Here is an 18,622-nt window from a genome sequence, read left to right on the forward strand (position 1 = left end):
AGGTATGAAGATGATTTTTATGACTGACCAAGGAAAGGTCCGTCAGCATAATGAGGATTGCGGAGGAATTCTTTATAACAGGTCAGGCCAAATCTTAACCGTTGTCGCAGATGGAATGGGCGGTCACCGGGCCGGGGATGTTGCCAGTGAAATGACTGTGATGGAGTTAAAACGATTATGGTCCGAGACCCCGGGTATCACGACCGCAGAACAGGCAGAAAAATGGCTTAAAGTGAGTATCAATCAAGTGAATACAACACTTCATGAACATGCCAAAACCCATTCTGAATGTGATGGAATGGGAACGACAATCGTTGCTGCCATTATTACAAATTTATTTTTGACGGTCGCCCATATCGGAGACAGCCGCTGTTATATTCTGAATGAAGCCGGCTTCTCGCAAATAACGGAAGATCATTCGCTTGTCAATGAATTGGTCCGATCAGGGGAAATTACCAAGGAAGATGCGGAAAATCATCCGCGAAAAAATGTCCTGATTAGGGCATTAGGCACTGAAAAAATAGTCGAAATGGATATTAAATCTATGGTCTTTGAAGAAGGCGACATCCTCCTTCTTTGCTCTGACGGTCTCTCCAATAAAGTGACGGAAATAGAAATAGTTGAGTGCCTGAAAATGGAAACTTTGGTCAATGAAAAAGCCGCCAGGTTAATTGAACTGGCAAATCTCCATGGCGGCGAAGATAATATCACCTTAATCATTGTTGATTATGAACGGGAAGCCGGCCAGGGTGATGGACAATGATGATTGGGAAGAGAATTAGCGGACGCTACAAAATATTGGAGATGGTTGGCGGCGGAGGAATGGCAAATGTTTATTTAGCCCATGATATGATTCTTGACCGCGACGTAGCCGTTAAGGTCTTGCGTCTTGATTTTGCCCATGATGAGGAGTTTATTCGCCGTTTCCATCGGGAAGCCCAATCAGCGACCAGCCTTGCTCACCCGAATATTGTCAGCATTTATGATGTAGGGGAAGAAGAGCAGTCGATTTATTATATTGTTATGGAATATGTTGAAGGAAAGACGCTAAAACAATACATACAACAGAATTCACCGATTCCAGTCGACAAGGCATTGTCGATCATGCGTCAATTAACTTCAGCCATTGCCCATGCCCATCAAAATCATATTATTCATCGTGATATTAAACCGGATAATATTTTAATTGATCAACATGGAAATGTAAAAATTACTGATTTTGGTATTGCTATGGCCTTAAGTGCGACCAGCATTACACAGACCAATTCCGTCATTGGTTCTGTCCATTATTTATCACCTGAGCAGGCAAGAGGCGGGGTGGCTAATCATAAATCGGATATTTATTCATTAGGTATTGTGATGTTTGAGCTTTTAGCCGGGAGACCTCCATTTTCCGGAGAATCCGCTGTTTCAATCGCTTTAAAGCATTTACAATCTGAAACACCGTCATTAAGAAGATGGAACCCGTCTATTCCGCAAAGTGTAGAGAATATAGTCCTGAAGGCTACAGCAAAAGATCCCTTCCTCCGCTATGAAAATGTGGAGGAAATGGAAGATGATATTGTCGTTGCTCTCGAACCGGAGCGGATGAATGAACCGAGATTCATCATCCCGGAGGATAATGATGCAACAAAAGTGATCCCTGTTATTACGAACGACAGGCCTTATTCAAATCTTGATGATACCATTATTCACAGCAAAGAAACAGTGGCAGAAACAGGCGCTGCCTCTGTTCAGAAAAACGCTCATGGCAAGGATGGAAAGAAACGGAGGAAATTACCGGCTATTTTAGTTTCTGTTTTAGCCGGATTAATTATACTAGGTGTATTAACGGTAACGGTCTTTCCGGCATTTTTTGAACCGAAAGATGTAGAAGTACCTGATGTATCAGGCATGGCGCTGGACAAAGCCGTTTCCGATCTAGTTTCTGCCGGGTTTATTATTAGTGAAACAAGAGAAATCAGTTCCGAAGAGATCGAAGAAGGTTATATTGTCAAAACAGAACCAAAGGCAGGCAGGCTGGTGAAAGAGGGCACAAAAATCATCCTATATGAGAGTATTGGGAAAGAAACATTTGAGCTCTCAGATTATACAGACCGCAATTATGAAGATGTTGTAGCACTCCTTAAGGATAAAGGCTTTAAGGATATTAAGAAAATAGAAGAAGTAAACGATGATGTTGAAGCTGGAACGATTCTGGATCAAAACTATCCGGAAGGCGACCAGGTGATACCGGACGAAACGATTCTTGAATTTACCGTCAGCAAAGGTCCTGCTCTCATTGAAGTGAAAGATTTAAGAGATTATAATGTAAAGGCAGTTCAAGATTATGCAAGTTCTGCAGGATTACTGGTTGATGTTTCACAGGAAGAGTACAATAATGATGTACCAAAAGGGCTGGTTATTTCGCAAAATCCGGAGCCGGGAACAAAGGTAAAAAAGGGTTCAAAAATTACGGTTATTATTTCGAATGGACCGGAACAAATTCCTCCCGCAAAGGTTACACGAGAAATTACCATTCCATATGAACCTTTAGTTGAAGGTGAACCGCAAGAGGTGCAAATCTATATTGAGGATATGAATAGAGGTATGACTCAGCCTTATGAAACCATCAACATTACGGAAACAGTAAAAAGAATCATTGAAATGGATATTTTGCCGGGAAACACTGGAGGATACAAAATCATTCGTGATGGCAAGGTCATTATCGAGGAAGAAGTACCCTATCCGGAATAAAGAGAAGTAAGGGAGCGTTGCTATGCCTGAGGGCAAAATTGTTAAAGCGCTAAGTGGGTTTTATTATGTATTAAGCGGGAATGAAATCTATCAATGCCGTGGCAGAGGGGTATTCCGTAAAAATAAAATTACCCCACTCGTTGGCGATGAAGTAGTATTTCAAATTGAAAATGATACAGATGGCTATATTCTTGAAGTAAAGAAACGAAAAAATGAATTAGTCCGCCCGCCGATTGCCAATGTTGATCAGGCCATTCTTGTTTTTTCAGTTGCTGAACCTGAATTTAGTACAGCCTTATTAGATAGATTTCTTGTTCTCATCGAATATCATCATATTCGTCCGATTATCTGCCTGACAAAATTAGATTTAGCAGATAATGAGGAGAAAAGAAAAGTTGAACAATATGCCAATGAATACAGACATGCCGGGTATCATGTCTTGCTGACTTCCTCTGAAACAGAGGAAGGGATTGATAAGCTTCTGCCCTATTTGGAAGGGGAGATATCTGTTTTTGCCGGTCAGTCGGGGGTTGGAAAATCATCTTTACTGAATGTCCTCAGACCGGATTTGACTTTAAAAACGAATGAAATCTCCAGCCATTTAGGCAGGGGGAAACACACGACACGCCATGTTGAACTGATTCACATAGGAAATGGGCTTGTTGCCGATACACCGGGATTCAGTTCCCTTGAGTTTACTGAAATTGAAGTGGAAGATTTAAATTTTTGTTTTCCAGACATTCAAAAAATCAGTGAGGATTGTAAATTTCGCGGCTGTTTGCACCTTTCAGAGCCAAAATGTGCTGTCAAAGTAAGTGTTGCAAATGGGGAAATCCCCTCCTATCGATATGATCATTATAAGGAATTTCTTGAGGAAATAAAAAATAGAAAGCCGAGGTATTAAGCATGGTTAAAATAGCACCATCGATATTATCTGCTGATTTCTCTAAGCTGGGAGAAGAGATAAAAGATGTAGAAAAGGGCGGAGCTGACCTGATTCACGTTGATGTGATGGACGGGCATTTCGTGCCGAATATTACAATTGGACCTTTAGTGGTGGACAGTATCAGACCGATAACAAAGCTGCCGCTTGACTGCCATTTAATGATTGAAAATCCGGATCAATATATAGAGGCCTTCGCCAAGGCAGGGGCTGATTATATAACGGTCCATGTTGAAGCATGCAGACATCTTCATCGTACGATTCAGTTGATTAAATCATTCGGGGTAAAAGCGGGTGTTGTTTTAAATCCTGCAACTCCTGCTGAATGGATCGAGCCAATCCTTTCTGATGTGGACATGGTTTTACTGATGACTGTAAATCCGGGTTTCGGCGGACAAAAATTTATTTCTTCGGTGCTTCCGAAAATAAAAAGGGTCAGAGAAATGGCCGATGAAAAAGGGTTTAATCTGGAAATCGAAATAGACGGCGGGGTAAATGAGGAAACGGCCGCACGATGTATCGAGGCAGGTGCAACGATATTAGTTGCGGGGTCAGCGGTCTTTAATCAGCCTGACCGTAGACAGGCGATTGCGAAATTAAAAAGCTAATCTAAAAAAAGAAGTCAGCGCTGAAGCAGACTTCTTTTTTTAATTGCAAATGTGTTATAACTGAAAGTAGATAATGAAAGAAAGGAACATGAACGTGATTATTCATATATTGGGCGGAGGTCCCGCAGAACTTTTACCGGATATTCAGAGCTTACAAGAGGAAAGGATCGTATGGGCGGGGGTTGATCGCGGCGTCTACACTTTATTATCACGGGGAATCAAGCCGAATATTGCCTTTGGAGACTTTGATTCTGTCTCATGCGAGGAATTAACCTTTATTGAAGAAAGAGTTGAAAATCTCATTAAATTTAAGCCGGAAAAAGATGAAACGGATATGGAACATGCGTTAAATTGGGCAATCACTCAGAACCCGCAAATCATTCGCATTTTTGGCGCGACCGGCGGACGTCTCGACCATATGCTGGCAAACCTGCAGCTGCTCATTAATCCAATTAAAAATAAATCACATGTGCAGATAGAAATGATTGATCAGAAGAATATCGTATTTTTGAAACAGCCTGGAGTCTATTCGATTGAAAAGCTGGAAAAGAAGAAATATATCTCCTTTATTCCAATGATGAATGATGTAAAGGGCGTTACGTTAAAGGGATTTAAATATCCTTTAAACGATTATCATATCGAACTTGGATCCACCGTTTGCATAAGTAATGAACTTGTTGCTGATTATGGTACTTTTTCTTTTTCGGAAGGCATATTATTGATTGTAAGAAGTACCGATTAATTTTCTCAAATAAAAGTACTTATTTTTCATATGTGAATAGGATAGTGTGGATGGAAAATACGGTGTCGTAACGATTCGAATGCGGCCTTTGCATTAGTGAGATGGTTGAGGAGGGACTTTGAATGAAATTTTATACAATTAAATTACCAAAATTTTTAGGCGGACTTGTTCGGGCCATGCTTGGAACTTTTAAAAAAGGTTAACAGGCAGTCTTAAACTCATTTCCTTTATAGATTATGACAATCTGGCACCCATAGAATGGGTGCTTTTTATATTTGTTGTGTATTAAAATGAAGGATAAAAAAAGAAATCGGCGGATCCGCCGATTTCTTTCATCCCGAATTTTGAGCTCAAACTTCGAGACGCGTAAAGTGAATTATACGCGTTCTACTTTTCCAGATCTAAGTGCTCTTGCAGATACCCAAACACGCTTTGGTTTACCATTTACAAGAATACGAACTTTTTGAAGGTTAGCACCCCAAGTACGTTTGTTAGCGTTCATTGCATGGGAGCGTGCATTACCTGAAGTTGTTTTTCTACCAGTTACAACACATTTACGTGGCATTTATTTTCCCTCCTTACTGCAAAAACTGAAACGATCAATGTATCAGTTACAAAGTAATATCAGATTTTGGTCAATCTGGAATAATGGAAAAAACAGGATGAACCGCGTTTTTCGTCCATTAAAAGATACTTTAATAATTTATCACACAACCATCACGATTGCAATACTTCTATTTAAACCTTTCAAGAATAATTACTTGACAATAAGAAAAGCGGAACCGCCTTGCCCAGCTGCGACAAGCAAAAGAAAAGGCCAGGGAGAAGGTTGTTCTTTAACCTTCTCCCTGGCACAGCTTAAGACCTCGATCAGTTAGGCGGTGGAGCTGGACAATTCAGCGGGGATAGGAATTGCTTTCAAATTGATTTCCATTATAGTAAAATGGCAGTAGTCAAGGAGCAAATTCCAAAGGGGGATTATTTATGTCCATTGAACTAAAAACCACTTATGGCCAAATTGATATTTCGAATGATGTTGTTGCGACCATTGCAGGCGGAGCTGCTGTTGATTGTTACGGCATTGTCGGAATGGCTTCAAAGAATCAAATTAAAGATGGTTTAACTGAAATATTACGCAAAGAAAATTTCACCCGTGGTGTAATTGTACGCCAGGAAAATGATCAAGTACATATTGATATGTATATTATTGTAAGTTACGGAACAAAGATTTCTGAAATTGCCCATAATGTACAGTCAAAAGTAAAATATACATTGGACCAAACAGTTGGACTTGCCGTTGACACAGTAAATATATTTGTTCAAGGAGTTCGTGTTGTGAATCCGTAATGGAGAGGGGAATTTATGTGTCAATTACCGTGTTAGATGGAAAACGTTTCGCGGAAATGATCATACAAGGAGCAAATCACTTAGCAGTAAATGCGAAATATGTTGATGCTTTAAATGTTTTCCCTGTTCCGGATGGTGATACCGGAACAAATATGAATTTATCAATGTCTTCAGGGGCAAAAGAAGCGAAACAAAACGTTCAGGAGCATATCGGTAAAGTTGGAGCGGCACTGGCAAAGGGATTGCTGATGGGCGCGCGGGGGAATTCCGGCGTTATACTATCACAGTTATTTCGCGGTTTTTCCAAGGCAATTGAACAAAAAGAATTTATTAATGGTACTGATTTTGCCCATGCTTTTGAGGTTGGTGTTGAAAGTGCTTACAAAGCCGTGATGAAGCCGGTGGAAGGTACTATCTTAACTGTAGCAAAGGATGCAGCCAAAAAAGCTGTTCAAGCAGCTTCAAAGCATGATGACATTATCTACATTATGGACGAGACTTTGCAGGAAGCGAAGCAATCATTAAAGCGGACGCCTGAACTGCTCCCTGTATTAAAAGAGGTCGGCGTGGTCGACAGCGGCGGACAAGGACTTGTTTTCATCTATGAAGGTTTCCTTGCAGAGCTTAAAGGTGAAAAACTGCCGGATGTACCGGAAGTGATGCCGACGATGGATGAACTTGTAAGTACTGAACATCATCGCAGTGTTCAAGGGCATATGAATACAGAAGATATTGTTTATGGCTACTGTACTGAATTTATGGTTCGGCTCGATAAAAATAAGCCATTTTCTGAGGAGAACTTTCGCCAGGAGCTAAGCGAGTACGGCGATTCTTTGCTGGTCATTTCAGATGATGATGTAGTGAAAATTCACATCCATTCAGAACAGCCGGGAAATGTATTAAATTATGGTCAGTCTTATGGCAGCTTAATCAAAATGAAAATTGAAAATATGCGTGAACAGCATTCGACCATTGTTGGGGAAACCCATGCAGTGCTGCAAAGTTCTTCACCACAGTCTCTGGGTGAAAAACAGAAATATGGGATTGTGACAGTTTCTCAGGGCAGCGGAATCGCCGAGCTTTTCCGGAGTATTGGAGCCAATGAGGTAATTGAAGGCGGTCAAACAATGAATCCAAGCACGGAAGAAATTGTGAAAGCGATAAGTTCGGTCAATGCAGAAACGGTCATTATTTTGCCAAACAATAAAAATATCATTATGGCTGCAGAGCAGGCCGCTGAAGTCAGCAATGAACATGTCATGGTGATTCCTTCAAAAACCGTTCCCCAAGGTATGGCGGCTTTGCTAGCCTTTAATCCAAGTGCTGATGCAGCGGACATAAAGAAACATATGACAGATGCTTTGGTTAATGTAAAAACCGGACAAATTACTTTTGCTGTCAGAGATACAACGATTGATGGACTTGCGATCGAAAAAGATGACTATATGGGAATTTTAGATGGGAAAATAATTGTAAAAGATAAAGATAAGGCCAGGACAGCCAGTGAACTTCTGGCGCAAATGATTGACGAGGATTCGGAAATTGTCACCATCTTTAAAGGCGAGGATGCATCTGAAGAAGATGTTGCAGGGATTGTCAGCCTTCTAGAAGAAACATATCGTGATGTAGAAATAGAAGTGCAAAATGGAAATCAGCCATTATATCCTTTTATCTTCTCGGTAGAATAAGGAAGTGCCATGTACGAAATAGGCCAGACGAGACAACCACATTAAGAGAAACTGGACAGGGAGGGTTAGCGGCAAAACCAACAGGAGGGAAATACGAAGCACAGCTCTTTGGTCAGCCGCTTAAAATAAGTGATTAATCCATTAAAGCAATCCGTTACTGCCGTAAAAGGCATTGGTGAGGAAACGGCAGCTGCATTAGCGGAAATGAAGATAAATACAATTGAAGATTTACTGGAGCATTTTCCTTATCGCTATGAGGATTACCGGCTTCGCGATTTAGCTGAAGTAAAACATGAGGAAAAAATAACAATAGAAGGGAAGGTTCATAGCGAACCTTCTCTTACCTATTATGGACGTAAACGCTCAAGATTGACGATTCGGCTCTTAGTTGGACGCTATTTAATTCAAGTCGTGTTATTTAATCAGCCCTATTTAAAAAACAAAATAGCCATTAATGATACCGTTACTGTTTCGGGGAAATGGGACAGCCACCGGCAACTGATTACGGCTAATGAAATGAAAATCGGCGGTACTCTCGGAAGCAATGACTATGAACCGGTTTATGCTGTAAAGGGAAGCATTACCATGAAGGGAATCCGCCGTTTTATTAAATTGGCTTTTTCCCAGTACGGACATCTAAGCCATGAAAATATACCTGAAACACTGCGGAAAAAATACCGTCTTCTGAATCGGAGGGATGCTCTTCATGCGATGCATTTTCCAGCAGATCAGAACGATTTAAAGCAGGCAAGAAGACGTTTTGTCTATGAAGAATTTCTCTTATTTCAGCTGAAAATGCAGGCACTAAGAAAAATAGAAAGGGAGAATTCAAAAGGAATATCCTATCAGTATAATGAGGATAAAGTAAAGGCGTTTATTGAGCAGCTGCCCTTTCCTTTAACGAATGCCCAGCATAGGGTGATGGGGGAGATCCTCACTGATCTCAGATCCCCTTACCGAATGAACAGATTACTGCAGGGGGATGTAGGCTCAGGGAAAACAGTGATTGCCGCGATAGCCTTGTACTCATGCGCAACTGCAGGTTTCCAGGGTGCCTTAATGGTACCGACGGAAATACTTGCCGAGCAGCATGTTGATTCTTTGAAAGCTTTGCTTGAGCCTGCGGGGGTATCGTGCGAATTGCTGACAAGCTCTGTAAAAGGCAGACAGAGAAAGGATATTCTGACAAGATTACATGAAGGTGAAATTGATATTTTAATTGGAACGCATGCGCTGATTCAAGATGAAGTAGAATTTAAACAGCTTGGACTTGTGATAACAGATGAACAGCATCGTTTTGGGGTGGAGCAGCGCCGGATTTTAAGGGAAAAGGGGGAAAATCCGGATGTATTATTTATGACGGCTACCCCGATTCCACGGACGCTTTCGATTACCGTCTTTGGCGAAATGGATGTTTCTATTATTGATGAAATGCCTGCCGGGAGAAAAAGGATCGAGACGTACTGGGTCAAGCAAGAGATGCTGGAGCGGGTCCTTCAGTTTATCCGTAAGGAACTGCAAAAAGGACGCCAAGCCTATGTAATTTGTCCATTAATTGAAGAGTCGGACAAGCTGGATGTGCAAAATGCGATCGATGTGCATATTACCCTTAGTTCTTATTTTCAAGGCCGTTATCAAATTGGCTTGATGCATGGGAGACTGCCTGCTGAAGAAAAAGATCAGGTAATGAAGGAATTCAGCGAGAATAAAACCCATGTGCTTGTTTCGACTACGGTAGTAGAGGTAGGAGTGAATGTACCGAATGCTACCTTGATGGTCATATATGATGCCGAACGTTTCGGTCTGTCGCAGCTGCACCAGCTGCGGGGAAGGGTTGGCCGTGGAAGTGAACAATCCTATTGTATCTTATTAGCCGATCCAAAATCGGAAACAGGCAAGGAACGAATGAAAATCATGACGGAAACGAATGATGGTTTTGTTCTTAGCGAAAAGGACTTAGAATTGCGCGGACCCGGCGACTTTTTTGGCAAAAAGCAAAGCGGAGTACCAGAGTTTAAAGTCGCTGATATGGTCCATGATTACGCAGCACTTGAAACGGCGAGAAATGATGCATCTATTTTAGTGGAATCCAGCTATTTCTGGCAGGCTGAGGAATACCAGGCTTTAAGAACTTATATTGAAGAAACGGGAGTGCTTGCGGGGGAAAAGCTGGATTAATCTTTTCCTCTCTGAATGAAGCTGCTGCAGTTCAGCGGGGATGTACTCGGACATTCTTATCAGCACATCATCTATTTAAGGCAGAAACAAGGGAGCGTATTGTTCTTCTTGCATTCTGCCTTATTAAATTATATACTACTATTAGTACCTAGTCTTAGTATCACGGACGGTGGAAAAATGCGGAGAAATAAAAAGGACAGGCAGCGATGTTTAAAGGAAACAATAAATGAAAATCCATTCATTACGGATGAAGAATTGGCGGAGAAATTTTCTGTCAGTGTACAGACGATCCGTTTAGACCGGCTTGAATTATCCATCCCTGAATTACGGGAACGGATCAAAAATGTCGCGGAGAAAAAATTTGAAGATGAAGTACGCTCATTGCCAATTGAAGAGGTCATTGGCGAGATTATTGATATCGAGTTGGATAAAACAGCTATTTCCATTTTCGATGTAAAGCAGGAGCATGTGTTTAAACGGAATCAAATTGCCCGCGGACATCATTTGTTTGCTCAGGCGAATTCTTTAGCTGTAGCCGTGATTAACGATGAATTAGCGTTAACGGCTAAAGCAAATATTCATTTTGTCCAGCCTGTTAATCATATGGATCGGGTGATTGCAAAAGCAAGGGTAAAACGAATTGACGAGGAGAACGGCCGGACCGTAGTAGAAGTGAATAGCTTTGTTAATAATGAGATTGTTTTAAAAGGTGAATTTGTTATGTACCGCTCACCAAAATGAAAAATGTCAGCTGATTTCCGGCGGGCGAGACTTAAAACTGCACTAATAATGAGGCTGTACGATTATTAGGTGAAGAGCAACAAGACCACGATAAGCGAAAAGGAGACCGTAATGAAAATCGCAATCGATGCAATGGGCGGTGATCATGCTCCTAAAGAAATTGTTCTGGGGGCCATGAAAGCACTTGACACCTACAAGGATTTACATATTACACTTGTCGGTGATGAACATAAAATAAAAGCATTTACGAAAGAGCAGGAAAGACTGGCAATTATACATACTGAAGAAGTCATATCCGGCACGGATGAACCCGTACGTGCTGTAAGAAGAAAGAAAAATTCATCCATGGTATTGGCGGCAAAAGAAGTTTCTGAGGGAAGAGCGGATGCCTGCATTTCAGCTGGGAATACAGGGGCCTTAATGGCTGCCGGGCTATTCGTCGTAGGCCGGATTGAAGGGATTGAACGCCCTGCTCTGGCACCGACACTTCCGACCATTGGAGGAGAAGGTTTTGTTTTGCTTGATGTAGGTGCGAATGCCGATGCAAAACCGGAGCACCTTGTTCAATACGCCTTGATGGGTTCTATTTACAGCCAAAAAGTAAGAGGAATTGAAAACCCGCGGGTAGGATTATTAAATATCGGTACCGAAGAGAAAAAGGGCAATGATTTGACAAAACATACATATGAAATGCTGCAAAAAACGGATATCCATTTCATCGGCAACGTAGAAGCAAGGGATTTATTAAACGGAGTGGCTGATGTAGTGGTAACAGATGGATTTACTGGCAATATGGTTTTAAAATCTATTGAAGGAACAGCGATATCCGTCATGAAAATGCTAAAATCCGCTTTAATGTCCAACTTGAAGACGAAACTTGCGGCGGCAGTATTAAAGCCAGATTTAATGAAAATTAAGACGCAAATGGACTATTCAGAATACGGCGGAGCCGGACTTTTCGGTTTAAAGGCACCTGTCATAAAAGCACACGGTTCTTCTGATGCCAATGCTGTTTTTAATGCCATTAGACAGACGCGGGACATGGCAGCACATCAGGTAACAGATACGATCAGGCAGACAGTGGAAAAGATAAACCGCAATGAAATAAAAGATTAAGGAGAAAATAAATGAGTAAAATAGCCTTTTTATTCCCCGGGCAGGGGTCACAAACAGTTGGAATGGGAAAGTCAATTGCAGAAGCGAATCCAGCGTCTGCGGAAATATTTGCGAAAGCTGATCAAAAGTTGGGCTGCTCCCTTTCTGATTTAATTTTTGCAGGACCGCAGGAAGAACTGACTCTGACAACGAATGCCCAGCCTGCCCTTTTAACAACCAGCATTGCTGTATTAGAATATTTTAAAGAATCAGGCATTACACCTGACTATTGTGCCGGACACAGCCTTGGTGAGTATACAGCCCTTGTCGCTAGCGGCGCCTTTTCTTTTGAAGAGGGAGTGTATGCTGTCCGCAAAAGAGGAGAGTTTATGGAAATAGCTGTTCCTAATGGTGAAGGAACAATGGCGGCAGTATTAGGCCTTGACAGTGAAAAGCTGCAGGCTGTAACAGATGAAATTACAAGCGGCGGGAATCTCGTCCAGCTTGCGAATATTAACTGTCCTGGACAAATTGTTATCTCCGGAACGAGAAAGGGCGTTGAACTTGCTTCAGTGAAAGCGAAAGAAGCAGGTGCCAAGCGAGTTCTTCCATTAGAAGTCAGCGGTCCTTTCCATTCTGAATTAATGAAGCCGGCAGCTGATAAATTAAAGACCGTTTTAGATGAGATGGACATTCAGGATGCAAAAGTGCCGGTTATAGCGAATGTCACAGCGGAGGAAATGGTTCAGTCTGGGGATATTAAAGAAAAGCTGATTGCACAATTGTATTCACCTGTTCAGTGGGAAAAAAGTGTGCAAAAGATGATCGATCTTGGTGTTACGACATTTATTGAAATTGGACCGGGTAAAGTATTATCTGGATTAGTGAAAAAGGTGAGCCGCACAGTGACTACATATGCCGTTTCTGATGAAACAACATGTAAAGAAGTCATTGAGGCATTGAAGGAGGCGACTAAATGAAATTAGCTGGAAAAACAGCCCTTGTAACAGGAGCATCAAGAGGCATCGGACGTGAAATTGCCCTTGAATTAGCGAGACTCGGTGCCAACGTAGCAGTAAACTATGCCGGAAGCGTTGCAAAGGCAAATGAAGTAGTGGATGAAATCAAACAAATGGATCGGGATGCATTTGCAGTTCAATGTGATGTTTCAAATGGCGACGCGGTGGCCAATATGATAAAAGAAACAATCGACCGCTTTGGCAGTATCGATATTCTTGTCAATAATGCCGGTATTACAAAGGACAATTTGTTAATGCGGATGAAGGAAGACGAATGGGATGCCGTTCTTAATATTAACCTTAAAGGTGTTTTCCTTTGTACAAAGGCTGTCACCAGACAAATGATGAAACAAAGGAGCGGAAGGATTATCAATATTTCCTCCATTGTCGGTGCCAGCGGCAATCCCGGTCAGGCCAATTATGTAGCGGCTAAGGCCGGTGTCATCGGTTTAACAAAAACAAGTGCAAAGGAATTGGCTTCCCGAGGAATTACCGTGAACGCAGTTGCACCTGGTTTTATCACAACTGAAATGACGGATCAGTTGACAGAGGAATTGAAACAGGAAATGCTTAAAAATATTCCTCTGGCCCAATTTGGCGAACCGAAGGATATAGCGAAAGCTGTTGCCTTCTTAGCTTCAGAGGACAGCCGCTATATTACCGGTCAGACGATCCATGTAAACGGCGGAATGCTGATGTAGCGCACTTTTTATGTGCATTACCATAAAATGCAGGTTTTTCTAGATTATTTACTTGAAATATTCTATAATACCTGAGGGGAGGTGAACGACCAATGGCAGATGTTTTAGAACGTGTAACAAAAATCATTGTTGACCGTTTAGGTGTTGAAGAATCTGAAATTAAATTAGAGGCTTCTTTCAAAGACGATCTTGGCGCTGATTCCCTTGACGTAGTTGAACTTGTTATGGAATTAGAAGATGAATTTGATATGGAAATTTCTGACGATGATGCTGAAAAAATTGCAACAGTCGGCGACGCTGTGAATTACATACAAGCAAAACAATAATCGTTAGATAAAAGGAAAAGCTCCGTTTCAAGACGGGGCTTTCTTATATATAACAGTAAAATGATGATCAAAAGGTTTTTTCGTTTAGTCTGCTTTTTATGTAAACTTTTTTATGCAAGTAAATATAAGGTCAAGGTGGAATAGGTTATGCGTAATAACGGAAGGGATAAATACTCAACCAGAATGATAGATAAACAATTTTATGATTTTCAGGAACAAATTAATATTCATTTTTCCAATGAAAAACTTTTAAAACAGGCTTTTACCCATTCTTCCTATGTGAATGAACATCGCAGAAAGCCTTTTGAGGATAATGAACGTCTCGAGTTTTTAGGTGATGCGGTTTTGGAATTAACCGTTTCTAAATTTTTATTTCTTAAATATCCGATGATGAGTGAAGGGGAATTAACAAAACTGCGTGCAGCGATTGTATGTGAACCCTCATTAGTGGCTTTCGCCAATGAACTCCACTTTGGCAGGCTGATTCTGCTCGGAAAAGGGGAAGAATTGACTGGCGGCCGCGAAAGACCGGCACTTTTGGCTGATGTATTCGAAGCCTTTATTGGGGCGCTTTTTTTAGATAAAGGGCTTGATTTTGTCGTTGCCTTCCTTGAGAAATATGTGTTTCCTAAAGTGAATGCCGGAGTATTCTCCCACGTCATGGATTTTAAAAGCCAGCTGCAGGAATTAATCCAGCGTGATAGTACGGGTGTGATTGAGTATCGAATTTTATTGGAAAGAGGACCTGCCCATAACCGGGAATTTGTCTCCATCGTTCTTTTAAACGGAGCGGAAATTGGGAAAGGTACGGGGAGATCGAAAAAAGCTGCTGAACAGCATGCTGCGCAAATGGCTCTGGAAAAACTAAAAGGACACCTGCAGGAACCATTAACAGAAACTCATCCAGAGTAAGGAGGAAAGAAAGTGTTTCTTAAACGATTGGATATAGTGGGCTTTAAATCGTTTGCTGAGCGAATAGCAGTGGACTTTGTTCAAGGCGTTACCGCTGTAGTTGGTCCAAATGGCAGCGGTAAGAGCAACATCACCGATGCTATTCGCTGGGTTTTAGGGGAACAGTCTGCGAAATCCCTTCGCGGCTCAAAGATGGAAGATATTATTTTTGCCGGAAGTGATTCGCGTAAGCCTCTGAACTTTGCAGAAGTCACTTTAACATTAGACAACGAAGATCAATCTCTGCCGCTTGATTACAATGAGGTGAGCGTTACCCGCCGTGTCTTCCGATCAGGCGAAAGTGAATTTTTCATTAATAAGCGAACCTGCCGTTTAAAGGATATTGTTGAATTATTTATGGACTCAGGCCTTGGAAGAGAAGCTTTCTCGATTATCAGTCAGGGAAAAGTGGAAGAGATCCTTAACAGTAAAGCTGAGGAAAGACGGGTCATTTTTGAAGAGGCTGCAGGAGTCCTGAAATATAAAACGCGGAAAAGAAAAGCAGAAAGCAAATTAACAGAAACACAGGAAAATCTAAACCGGGTAAACGATATTCTCCATGAATTGGAAGGTCAAATAGAACCCCTGAAAATCCAAGCTTCGATGGCAAAGGACTACCTGGAACAAAAGGAAGCACTGGAAAAAATTGAAGTATCTGTTACGGTTTATGAAATTGAGGACCTGCATGCCAAATGGAAGGCTGCATCCGAAAGATTGGAGCAGCAGAAACAGCAGGAAATAGAGCTTTCAGCGCTTCTTCAGGGAAAAGAAGCGAAGCTGGAAGAACTGCGGGATCATATGGCAGCAGTGGATGAATCAATAAGTGATTTGCAAAATGTATTGCTTGAAACAAGTGAAGAGTTAAAAAAACTTGAGGGTAAAAAAGAGGTCCTGAAGGAAAGAAAGAAAAATGCAGCACAAAATAAAGAACAACTGCAAAAAAATATCGCTGAGTTAACGCAAAAGGTAAAGAATTTACAAGCTCAGTCATCGGGGCTTGATGAGCAGGCAGGTATATTAGCGCAGGAATCCCGAGAACAGAAGCAGCTGTTGAAAGAAAAGCAGTCTCAGCTGGGTCTGTTAAGTGAAAATATGGAACAAATCATTGATGATTTAAAAAGTGAATATATTGATGTCCTCAATGAACAGGCCGCTGCGAAAAATGAGTTAAATAATCTAGAGCAGCAATTAAGCGGTCAGGAAGTGCGGAACAAAAGGCTTGAGGAAGAAAATGCAAAATATGTGACCGAGCGAAAAAGTATCCAAATACGAAAAGAGGAGACCGAGGGCTCCCTTTTATCAGTACGCACTGAATTGGATGCTCAGGTTCATAAATTTAGAGATTCTCAATCGCAGTATGAAGCATTGAAAAACAAATATGCAAAAGAAGAGTCCACCCTTTATCAGGCCTATCAATTTTTACAAAAAACGAAATCCCGCAAAGAAACGCTTGAAGAGATGGAAGAAGGATTTGCCGGCTTTTTCGTTGGTGTAAAAGAAGTCCTGAAGGCACGGGGCAGCAAGCTCCAAGGGATTGAAGGAGCGGTTGCTGAACTTATCAGCGTTCCAAAGGAATATGAGACAGCTGTTGAAACAGCACTTGGAGGCAGCATGCAGCATATCGTCGTCGGGACGGAGCAGGATGCACGTAAAGCGATACAATACATCAAGCAGAACCGTTTTGGCCGGGCTACCTTTTTGCCGCTTAATGTCATAAAAGGCAAAGCACTTTCAGGCAGTCAAAGGGAAATACTAGCCGCTCATCCTTCCTTTGTTGGGATTGCAGCTGATTTAATCTCCTATGCTTCTCGTTATGAAGAAATCGTCAAAAACTTACTCGGTACTGTCCTTATTGCGGAGGATTTGAAGGGTGCCGGAGACATGGCGAGGCTGCTCGGGTACAGATTCCGCATTGTTACGCTTGACGGGGACATCGTGAATGCGGGCGGTTCGATGACAGGCGGTGCTTTGAAACAAAATTCCTCTTCGCTCCTGTCGCGGAAAAGTGAGTTAGATGAGTTAAAGGAAAAGCTGGCTGTTATGGAAGCAAAAACAGCATCCTTTGAGGCTGAAGTGAAGAGATTAAAACAGGCGGTAATGGAAAAGGAACAAGAGATAAGTACTCTCCGGAAAAACGGAGAAGCCCTCCGCCTTCGTGAGCAAGCGGTAAAAGGTGATTTGCGCGAAATCGATATGCAATTGTCGAATATTAATGACATGCTGTCTCTCTACGACCTGAATAATCATGAGTACTTGAGTGAAAAAGCCAATATTACTGAACGCAAAGAAAAACTTCATGCCCGCTTAGATGATTATAAAGCACAAACTTCGCAGCTAGAGGAACGAATTCAGCAGTTAACTGAGCAGAAAAATACCCAGACGCAATCAAAAGATGCCCTGCTTGGTGAAATCAGCGAGCTAAAAGCAGCTATAGCGGCGAAAAATGAGCAGGTGAATCATGTCCAGGAACGATTGCTGCTGGCGGCGAATGAACGAACTGAAAGCGAAGCAAAACTTCAGGAGTATCACGAGGATCTGCATCTCCTCGTTTCAGATATGACAGACAATACTTCCGGCGAAGAATATTTAGAGGAGGCCGTAAAAGAAAAACTGCGTGATAAAGAGGAAACCATCAGCTTGATCGCGGACCGCAGAGAAGAAAGGCTGAGTATGCAGAATGCCCTTGAAGATCTTTCGCTGGAAACAAAGGAATTGAGGCGGCAGCATAAAGGTATGACGACAATCCTGCAGGATGATGAAGTTCAGTTAAATCGTCTCGATGTCGAACTGGATAATAAATTAGCCCATTTAAGGGAAGAATATCTCCTTTCGTTTGAGGCGGCAAAAGAAGAATATCCGCTAACGATGCCGATTGAAGAGGCACGGAAAAAACTAAAATTGATTAAGCTGGCTCTAGAAGAGCTTGGCACTGTCAATCTTGGGGCGATTGATGAATATGAACGGGTATCCGATCGATATGAGTTCTTACTTGAGCAAAAAACAGATCTTCAGGAAGCAAAGGATACATTATTCCAGGTCATTGATGAGATGGACGATGAAATGAAACGACGTTTTCAACAGACGTTTGAAGGGATTCGTTTCCATTTTGAATCAGTTTTTCAAGAGCTTTTCGGCGGCGGCAGAGCAGATTTGCGCTTAACGAACCCGGATGCACTACTCACAACGGGTGTTGAAATTGTCGCCCAGCCGCCGGGGAAAAAATTACAGAATCTTGGTCTTCTATCAGGGGGAGAACGGGCGCTGACAGCTATTGCTCTTTTATTTTCCATTTTGAAGGTCCGACCTGTTCCATTTTGCATTTTAGATGAAGTAGAAGCAGCCCTTGATGAAGCAAACGTCTATCGTTTCAGCCAATATTTAAAAAGATATAGCAGTGAATCTCAATTCATTGTGATTACACACAGAAAAGGGACGATGGAGGAAGCGGATGTATTATACGGGGTCACGATGCAAGAATCGGGTGTCTCTAGGCTTGTCTCCGTCCGTCTTGAAGAATCAAATGAATTTGTTGGAAACAGTTAATTGT

General features: G+C 41.8%; 17 protein-coding genes and 1 pseudogene. 17 read left to right on the forward strand and 1 reads right to left on the reverse strand.

What is annotated here, in order from left to right; genetic code table 11:
- Nucleotides 1–4 precede the first annotated feature (4 nt).
- The 6 genes from HNR53_RS01940 (at nt 5) to spoVM (ending at nt 5,232) form a co-directional block, all read left to right on the forward strand.
- Nucleotides 5–763 carry a Stp1/IreP family PP2C-type Ser/Thr phosphatase gene (locus tag HNR53_RS01940; protein WP_184522130.1) on the forward strand — a complete coding sequence of 253 codons (759 nt, stop codon included), beginning with the start codon at nt 5–7 and terminating at the stop codon, nt 761–763.
- On the forward strand, nt 760–2,736 hold the full coding sequence (pknB, locus tag HNR53_RS01945; RefSeq protein ID WP_184522133.1) for a Stk1 family PASTA domain-containing Ser/Thr kinase: 1,977 nt from the start codon (nt 760–762) through the stop codon (nt 2,734–2,736). The genes HNR53_RS01940 and pknB overlap by 4 nt, the downstream gene beginning before the upstream one ends.
- A gap of 22 nt (nt 2,737–2,758) precedes the next feature.
- Nucleotides 2,759–3,640, forward strand: coding sequence for a ribosome small subunit-dependent GTPase A (gene rsgA, locus HNR53_RS01950; RefSeq protein WP_184522136.1), 882 nt, complete (start codon nt 2,759–2,761; stop codon nt 3,638–3,640).
- A 2-nt stretch (nt 3,641–3,642) separates the two neighbouring features.
- Complete coding sequence (rpe, locus tag HNR53_RS01955) at nt 3,643–4,287, forward strand: ribulose-phosphate 3-epimerase (RefSeq protein ID WP_184522139.1); 645 nt, start codon at nt 3,643–3,645, stop codon at nt 4,285–4,287.
- Nucleotides 4,288–4,381: 94 nt separating this feature from the next.
- A complete protein-coding gene (locus HNR53_RS01960) occupies nt 4,382–5,029 on the forward strand; it encodes a thiamine diphosphokinase (protein WP_184522751.1) in 648 nt (215 codons plus the stop codon).
- A gap of 122 nt (nt 5,030–5,151) precedes the next feature.
- Nucleotides 5,152–5,232 (forward strand): stage V sporulation protein SpoVM, encoded by an 81-nt coding sequence (gene spoVM, locus HNR53_RS01965; protein ID WP_071395378.1) that lies wholly within the window; start codon nt 5,152–5,154, stop codon nt 5,230–5,232.
- Nucleotides 5,233–5,405: 173 nt separating this feature from the next.
- Here spoVM and rpmB read toward each other — a convergent pair whose 3' ends face one another.
- Entirely contained in the window at nt 5,406–5,594 is a 189-nt protein-coding gene (rpmB, locus tag HNR53_RS01970) for a 50S ribosomal protein L28 (protein ID WP_184522142.1), read from the reverse strand.
- 419 nt (nt 5,595–6,013) lie between these two features.
- On the opposite strand from rpmB, the gene HNR53_RS01975 reads away from it, so the two are divergent.
- The 11 genes and pseudogenes from HNR53_RS01975 (at nt 6,014) to smc (ending at nt 18,618) form a co-directional block, all read left to right on the forward strand.
- A complete protein-coding gene (locus tag HNR53_RS01975; protein ID WP_184522145.1) occupies nt 6,014–6,376 on the forward strand; it encodes an Asp23/Gls24 family envelope stress response protein in 363 nt (120 codons plus the stop codon).
- Nucleotides 6,377–6,393: 17 nt separating this feature from the next.
- The gene (locus tag HNR53_RS01980; RefSeq protein ID WP_184522148.1) at nt 6,394–8,064 is read left to right on the forward strand and encodes a DAK2 domain-containing protein; all 1,671 of its coding nucleotides are present in this window, start codon (nt 6,394–6,396) and stop codon (nt 8,062–8,064) included.
- Between the two features lie 6 nt (nt 8,065–8,070).
- A pseudogene (locus tag HNR53_RS23565) lies at nt 8,071–8,201 on the forward strand (L-serine ammonia-lyase, iron-sulfur-dependent, subunit alpha); the annotation flags it as partial.
- Nucleotides 8,194–10,242, forward strand: a complete 2,049-nt coding sequence (gene recG, locus HNR53_RS01985) for an ATP-dependent DNA helicase RecG (RefSeq protein WP_184522151.1) — start codon at nt 8,194–8,196, stop codon at nt 10,240–10,242. The pseudogene HNR53_RS23565 and the gene recG, both read left to right, overlap by 8 nt.
- A gap of 177 nt (nt 10,243–10,419) precedes the next feature.
- Nucleotides 10,420–10,983 carry a transcription factor FapR gene (fapR, locus tag HNR53_RS01990; protein WP_184522153.1) on the forward strand — a complete coding sequence of 188 codons (564 nt, stop codon included), beginning with the start codon at nt 10,420–10,422 and terminating at the stop codon, nt 10,981–10,983.
- 111 nt (nt 10,984–11,094) lie between these two features.
- Complete coding sequence (gene plsX, locus HNR53_RS01995; RefSeq protein ID WP_184522156.1) at nt 11,095–12,099, forward strand: phosphate acyltransferase PlsX; 1,005 nt, start codon at nt 11,095–11,097, stop codon at nt 12,097–12,099.
- 11 nt (nt 12,100–12,110) lie between these two features.
- Nucleotides 12,111–13,058 carry an ACP S-malonyltransferase gene (fabD, locus tag HNR53_RS02000; RefSeq protein ID WP_184522159.1) on the forward strand — a complete coding sequence of 316 codons (948 nt, stop codon included), beginning with the start codon at nt 12,111–12,113 and terminating at the stop codon, nt 13,056–13,058.
- The gene (gene fabG, locus HNR53_RS02005; RefSeq protein ID WP_184522162.1) at nt 13,055–13,798 is read left to right on the forward strand and encodes a 3-oxoacyl-[acyl-carrier-protein] reductase; all 744 of its coding nucleotides are present in this window, start codon (nt 13,055–13,057) and stop codon (nt 13,796–13,798) included. Before fabD ends, fabG begins: the two co-directional genes overlap by 4 nt.
- A 92-nt stretch (nt 13,799–13,890) precedes the next feature.
- The gene (locus tag HNR53_RS02010; RefSeq protein WP_184522165.1) at nt 13,891–14,124 is read left to right on the forward strand and encodes an acyl carrier protein; all 234 of its coding nucleotides are present in this window, start codon (nt 13,891–13,893) and stop codon (nt 14,122–14,124) included.
- A gap of 147 nt (nt 14,125–14,271) precedes the next feature.
- Nucleotides 14,272–15,036: a ribonuclease III gene (gene rnc, locus HNR53_RS02015; RefSeq protein ID WP_184522168.1), complete on the forward strand. Its 765-nt coding sequence runs from the start codon at nt 14,272–14,274 to the stop codon at nt 15,034–15,036.
- A gap of 12 nt (nt 15,037–15,048) precedes the next feature.
- Nucleotides 15,049–18,618, forward strand: coding sequence for a chromosome segregation protein SMC (gene smc, locus HNR53_RS02020; protein WP_184522171.1), 3,570 nt, complete (start codon nt 15,049–15,051; stop codon nt 18,616–18,618).
- The last annotated feature ends 4 nt before the right edge of the window (nt 18,619–18,622 follow it).

Source organism: Bacillus benzoevorans (assembly GCF_014207535.1).
Lineage (GTDB): Bacteria > Bacillota > Bacilli > Bacillales > Cytobacillaceae > Bacillus_BD > Bacillus_BD benzoevorans.

Excerpts from the sequence above, each read along its gene's own strand:
- HNR53_RS01940 (WP_184522130.1), top strand. The coding sequence starts at position 5 with ATGAAGATGATTTTTATGACTGACCAAGGAAAGGTCCGTCAGCATAAT.
- pknB (WP_184522133.1), top strand. The coding sequence starts at position 760 with ATGATGATTGGGAAGAGAATTAGCGGACGCTACAAAATATTGGAGATG.
- rsgA (WP_184522136.1), top strand. The coding sequence starts at position 2,759 with ATGCCTGAGGGCAAAATTGTTAAAGCGCTAAGTGGGTTTTATTATGTA.
- rpe (WP_184522139.1), top strand. The coding sequence starts at position 3,643 with ATGGTTAAAATAGCACCATCGATATTATCTGCTGATTTCTCTAAGCTG.
- spoVM (WP_071395378.1), top strand. The coding sequence starts at position 5,152 with ATGAAATTTTATACAATTAAATTACCAAAATTTTTAGGCGGACTTGTT.
- rpmB (WP_184522142.1), bottom strand. The coding sequence starts at position 5,594 with ATGCCACGTAAATGTGTTGTAACTGGTAGAAAAACAACTTCAGGTAAT.
- HNR53_RS01975 (WP_184522145.1), top strand. The coding sequence starts at position 6,014 with ATGTCCATTGAACTAAAAACCACTTATGGCCAAATTGATATTTCGAAT.
- fapR (WP_184522153.1), top strand. The coding sequence starts at position 10,420 with ATGCGGAGAAATAAAAAGGACAGGCAGCGATGTTTAAAGGAAACAATA.
- plsX (WP_184522156.1), top strand. The coding sequence starts at position 11,095 with ATGAAAATCGCAATCGATGCAATGGGCGGTGATCATGCTCCTAAAGAA.
- fabD (WP_184522159.1), top strand. The coding sequence starts at position 12,111 with ATGAGTAAAATAGCCTTTTTATTCCCCGGGCAGGGGTCACAAACAGTT.
- fabG (WP_184522162.1), top strand. The coding sequence starts at position 13,055 with ATGAAATTAGCTGGAAAAACAGCCCTTGTAACAGGAGCATCAAGAGGC.
- HNR53_RS02010 (WP_184522165.1), top strand. The coding sequence starts at position 13,891 with ATGGCAGATGTTTTAGAACGTGTAACAAAAATCATTGTTGACCGTTTA.
- rnc (WP_184522168.1), top strand. The coding sequence starts at position 14,272 with ATGCGTAATAACGGAAGGGATAAATACTCAACCAGAATGATAGATAAA.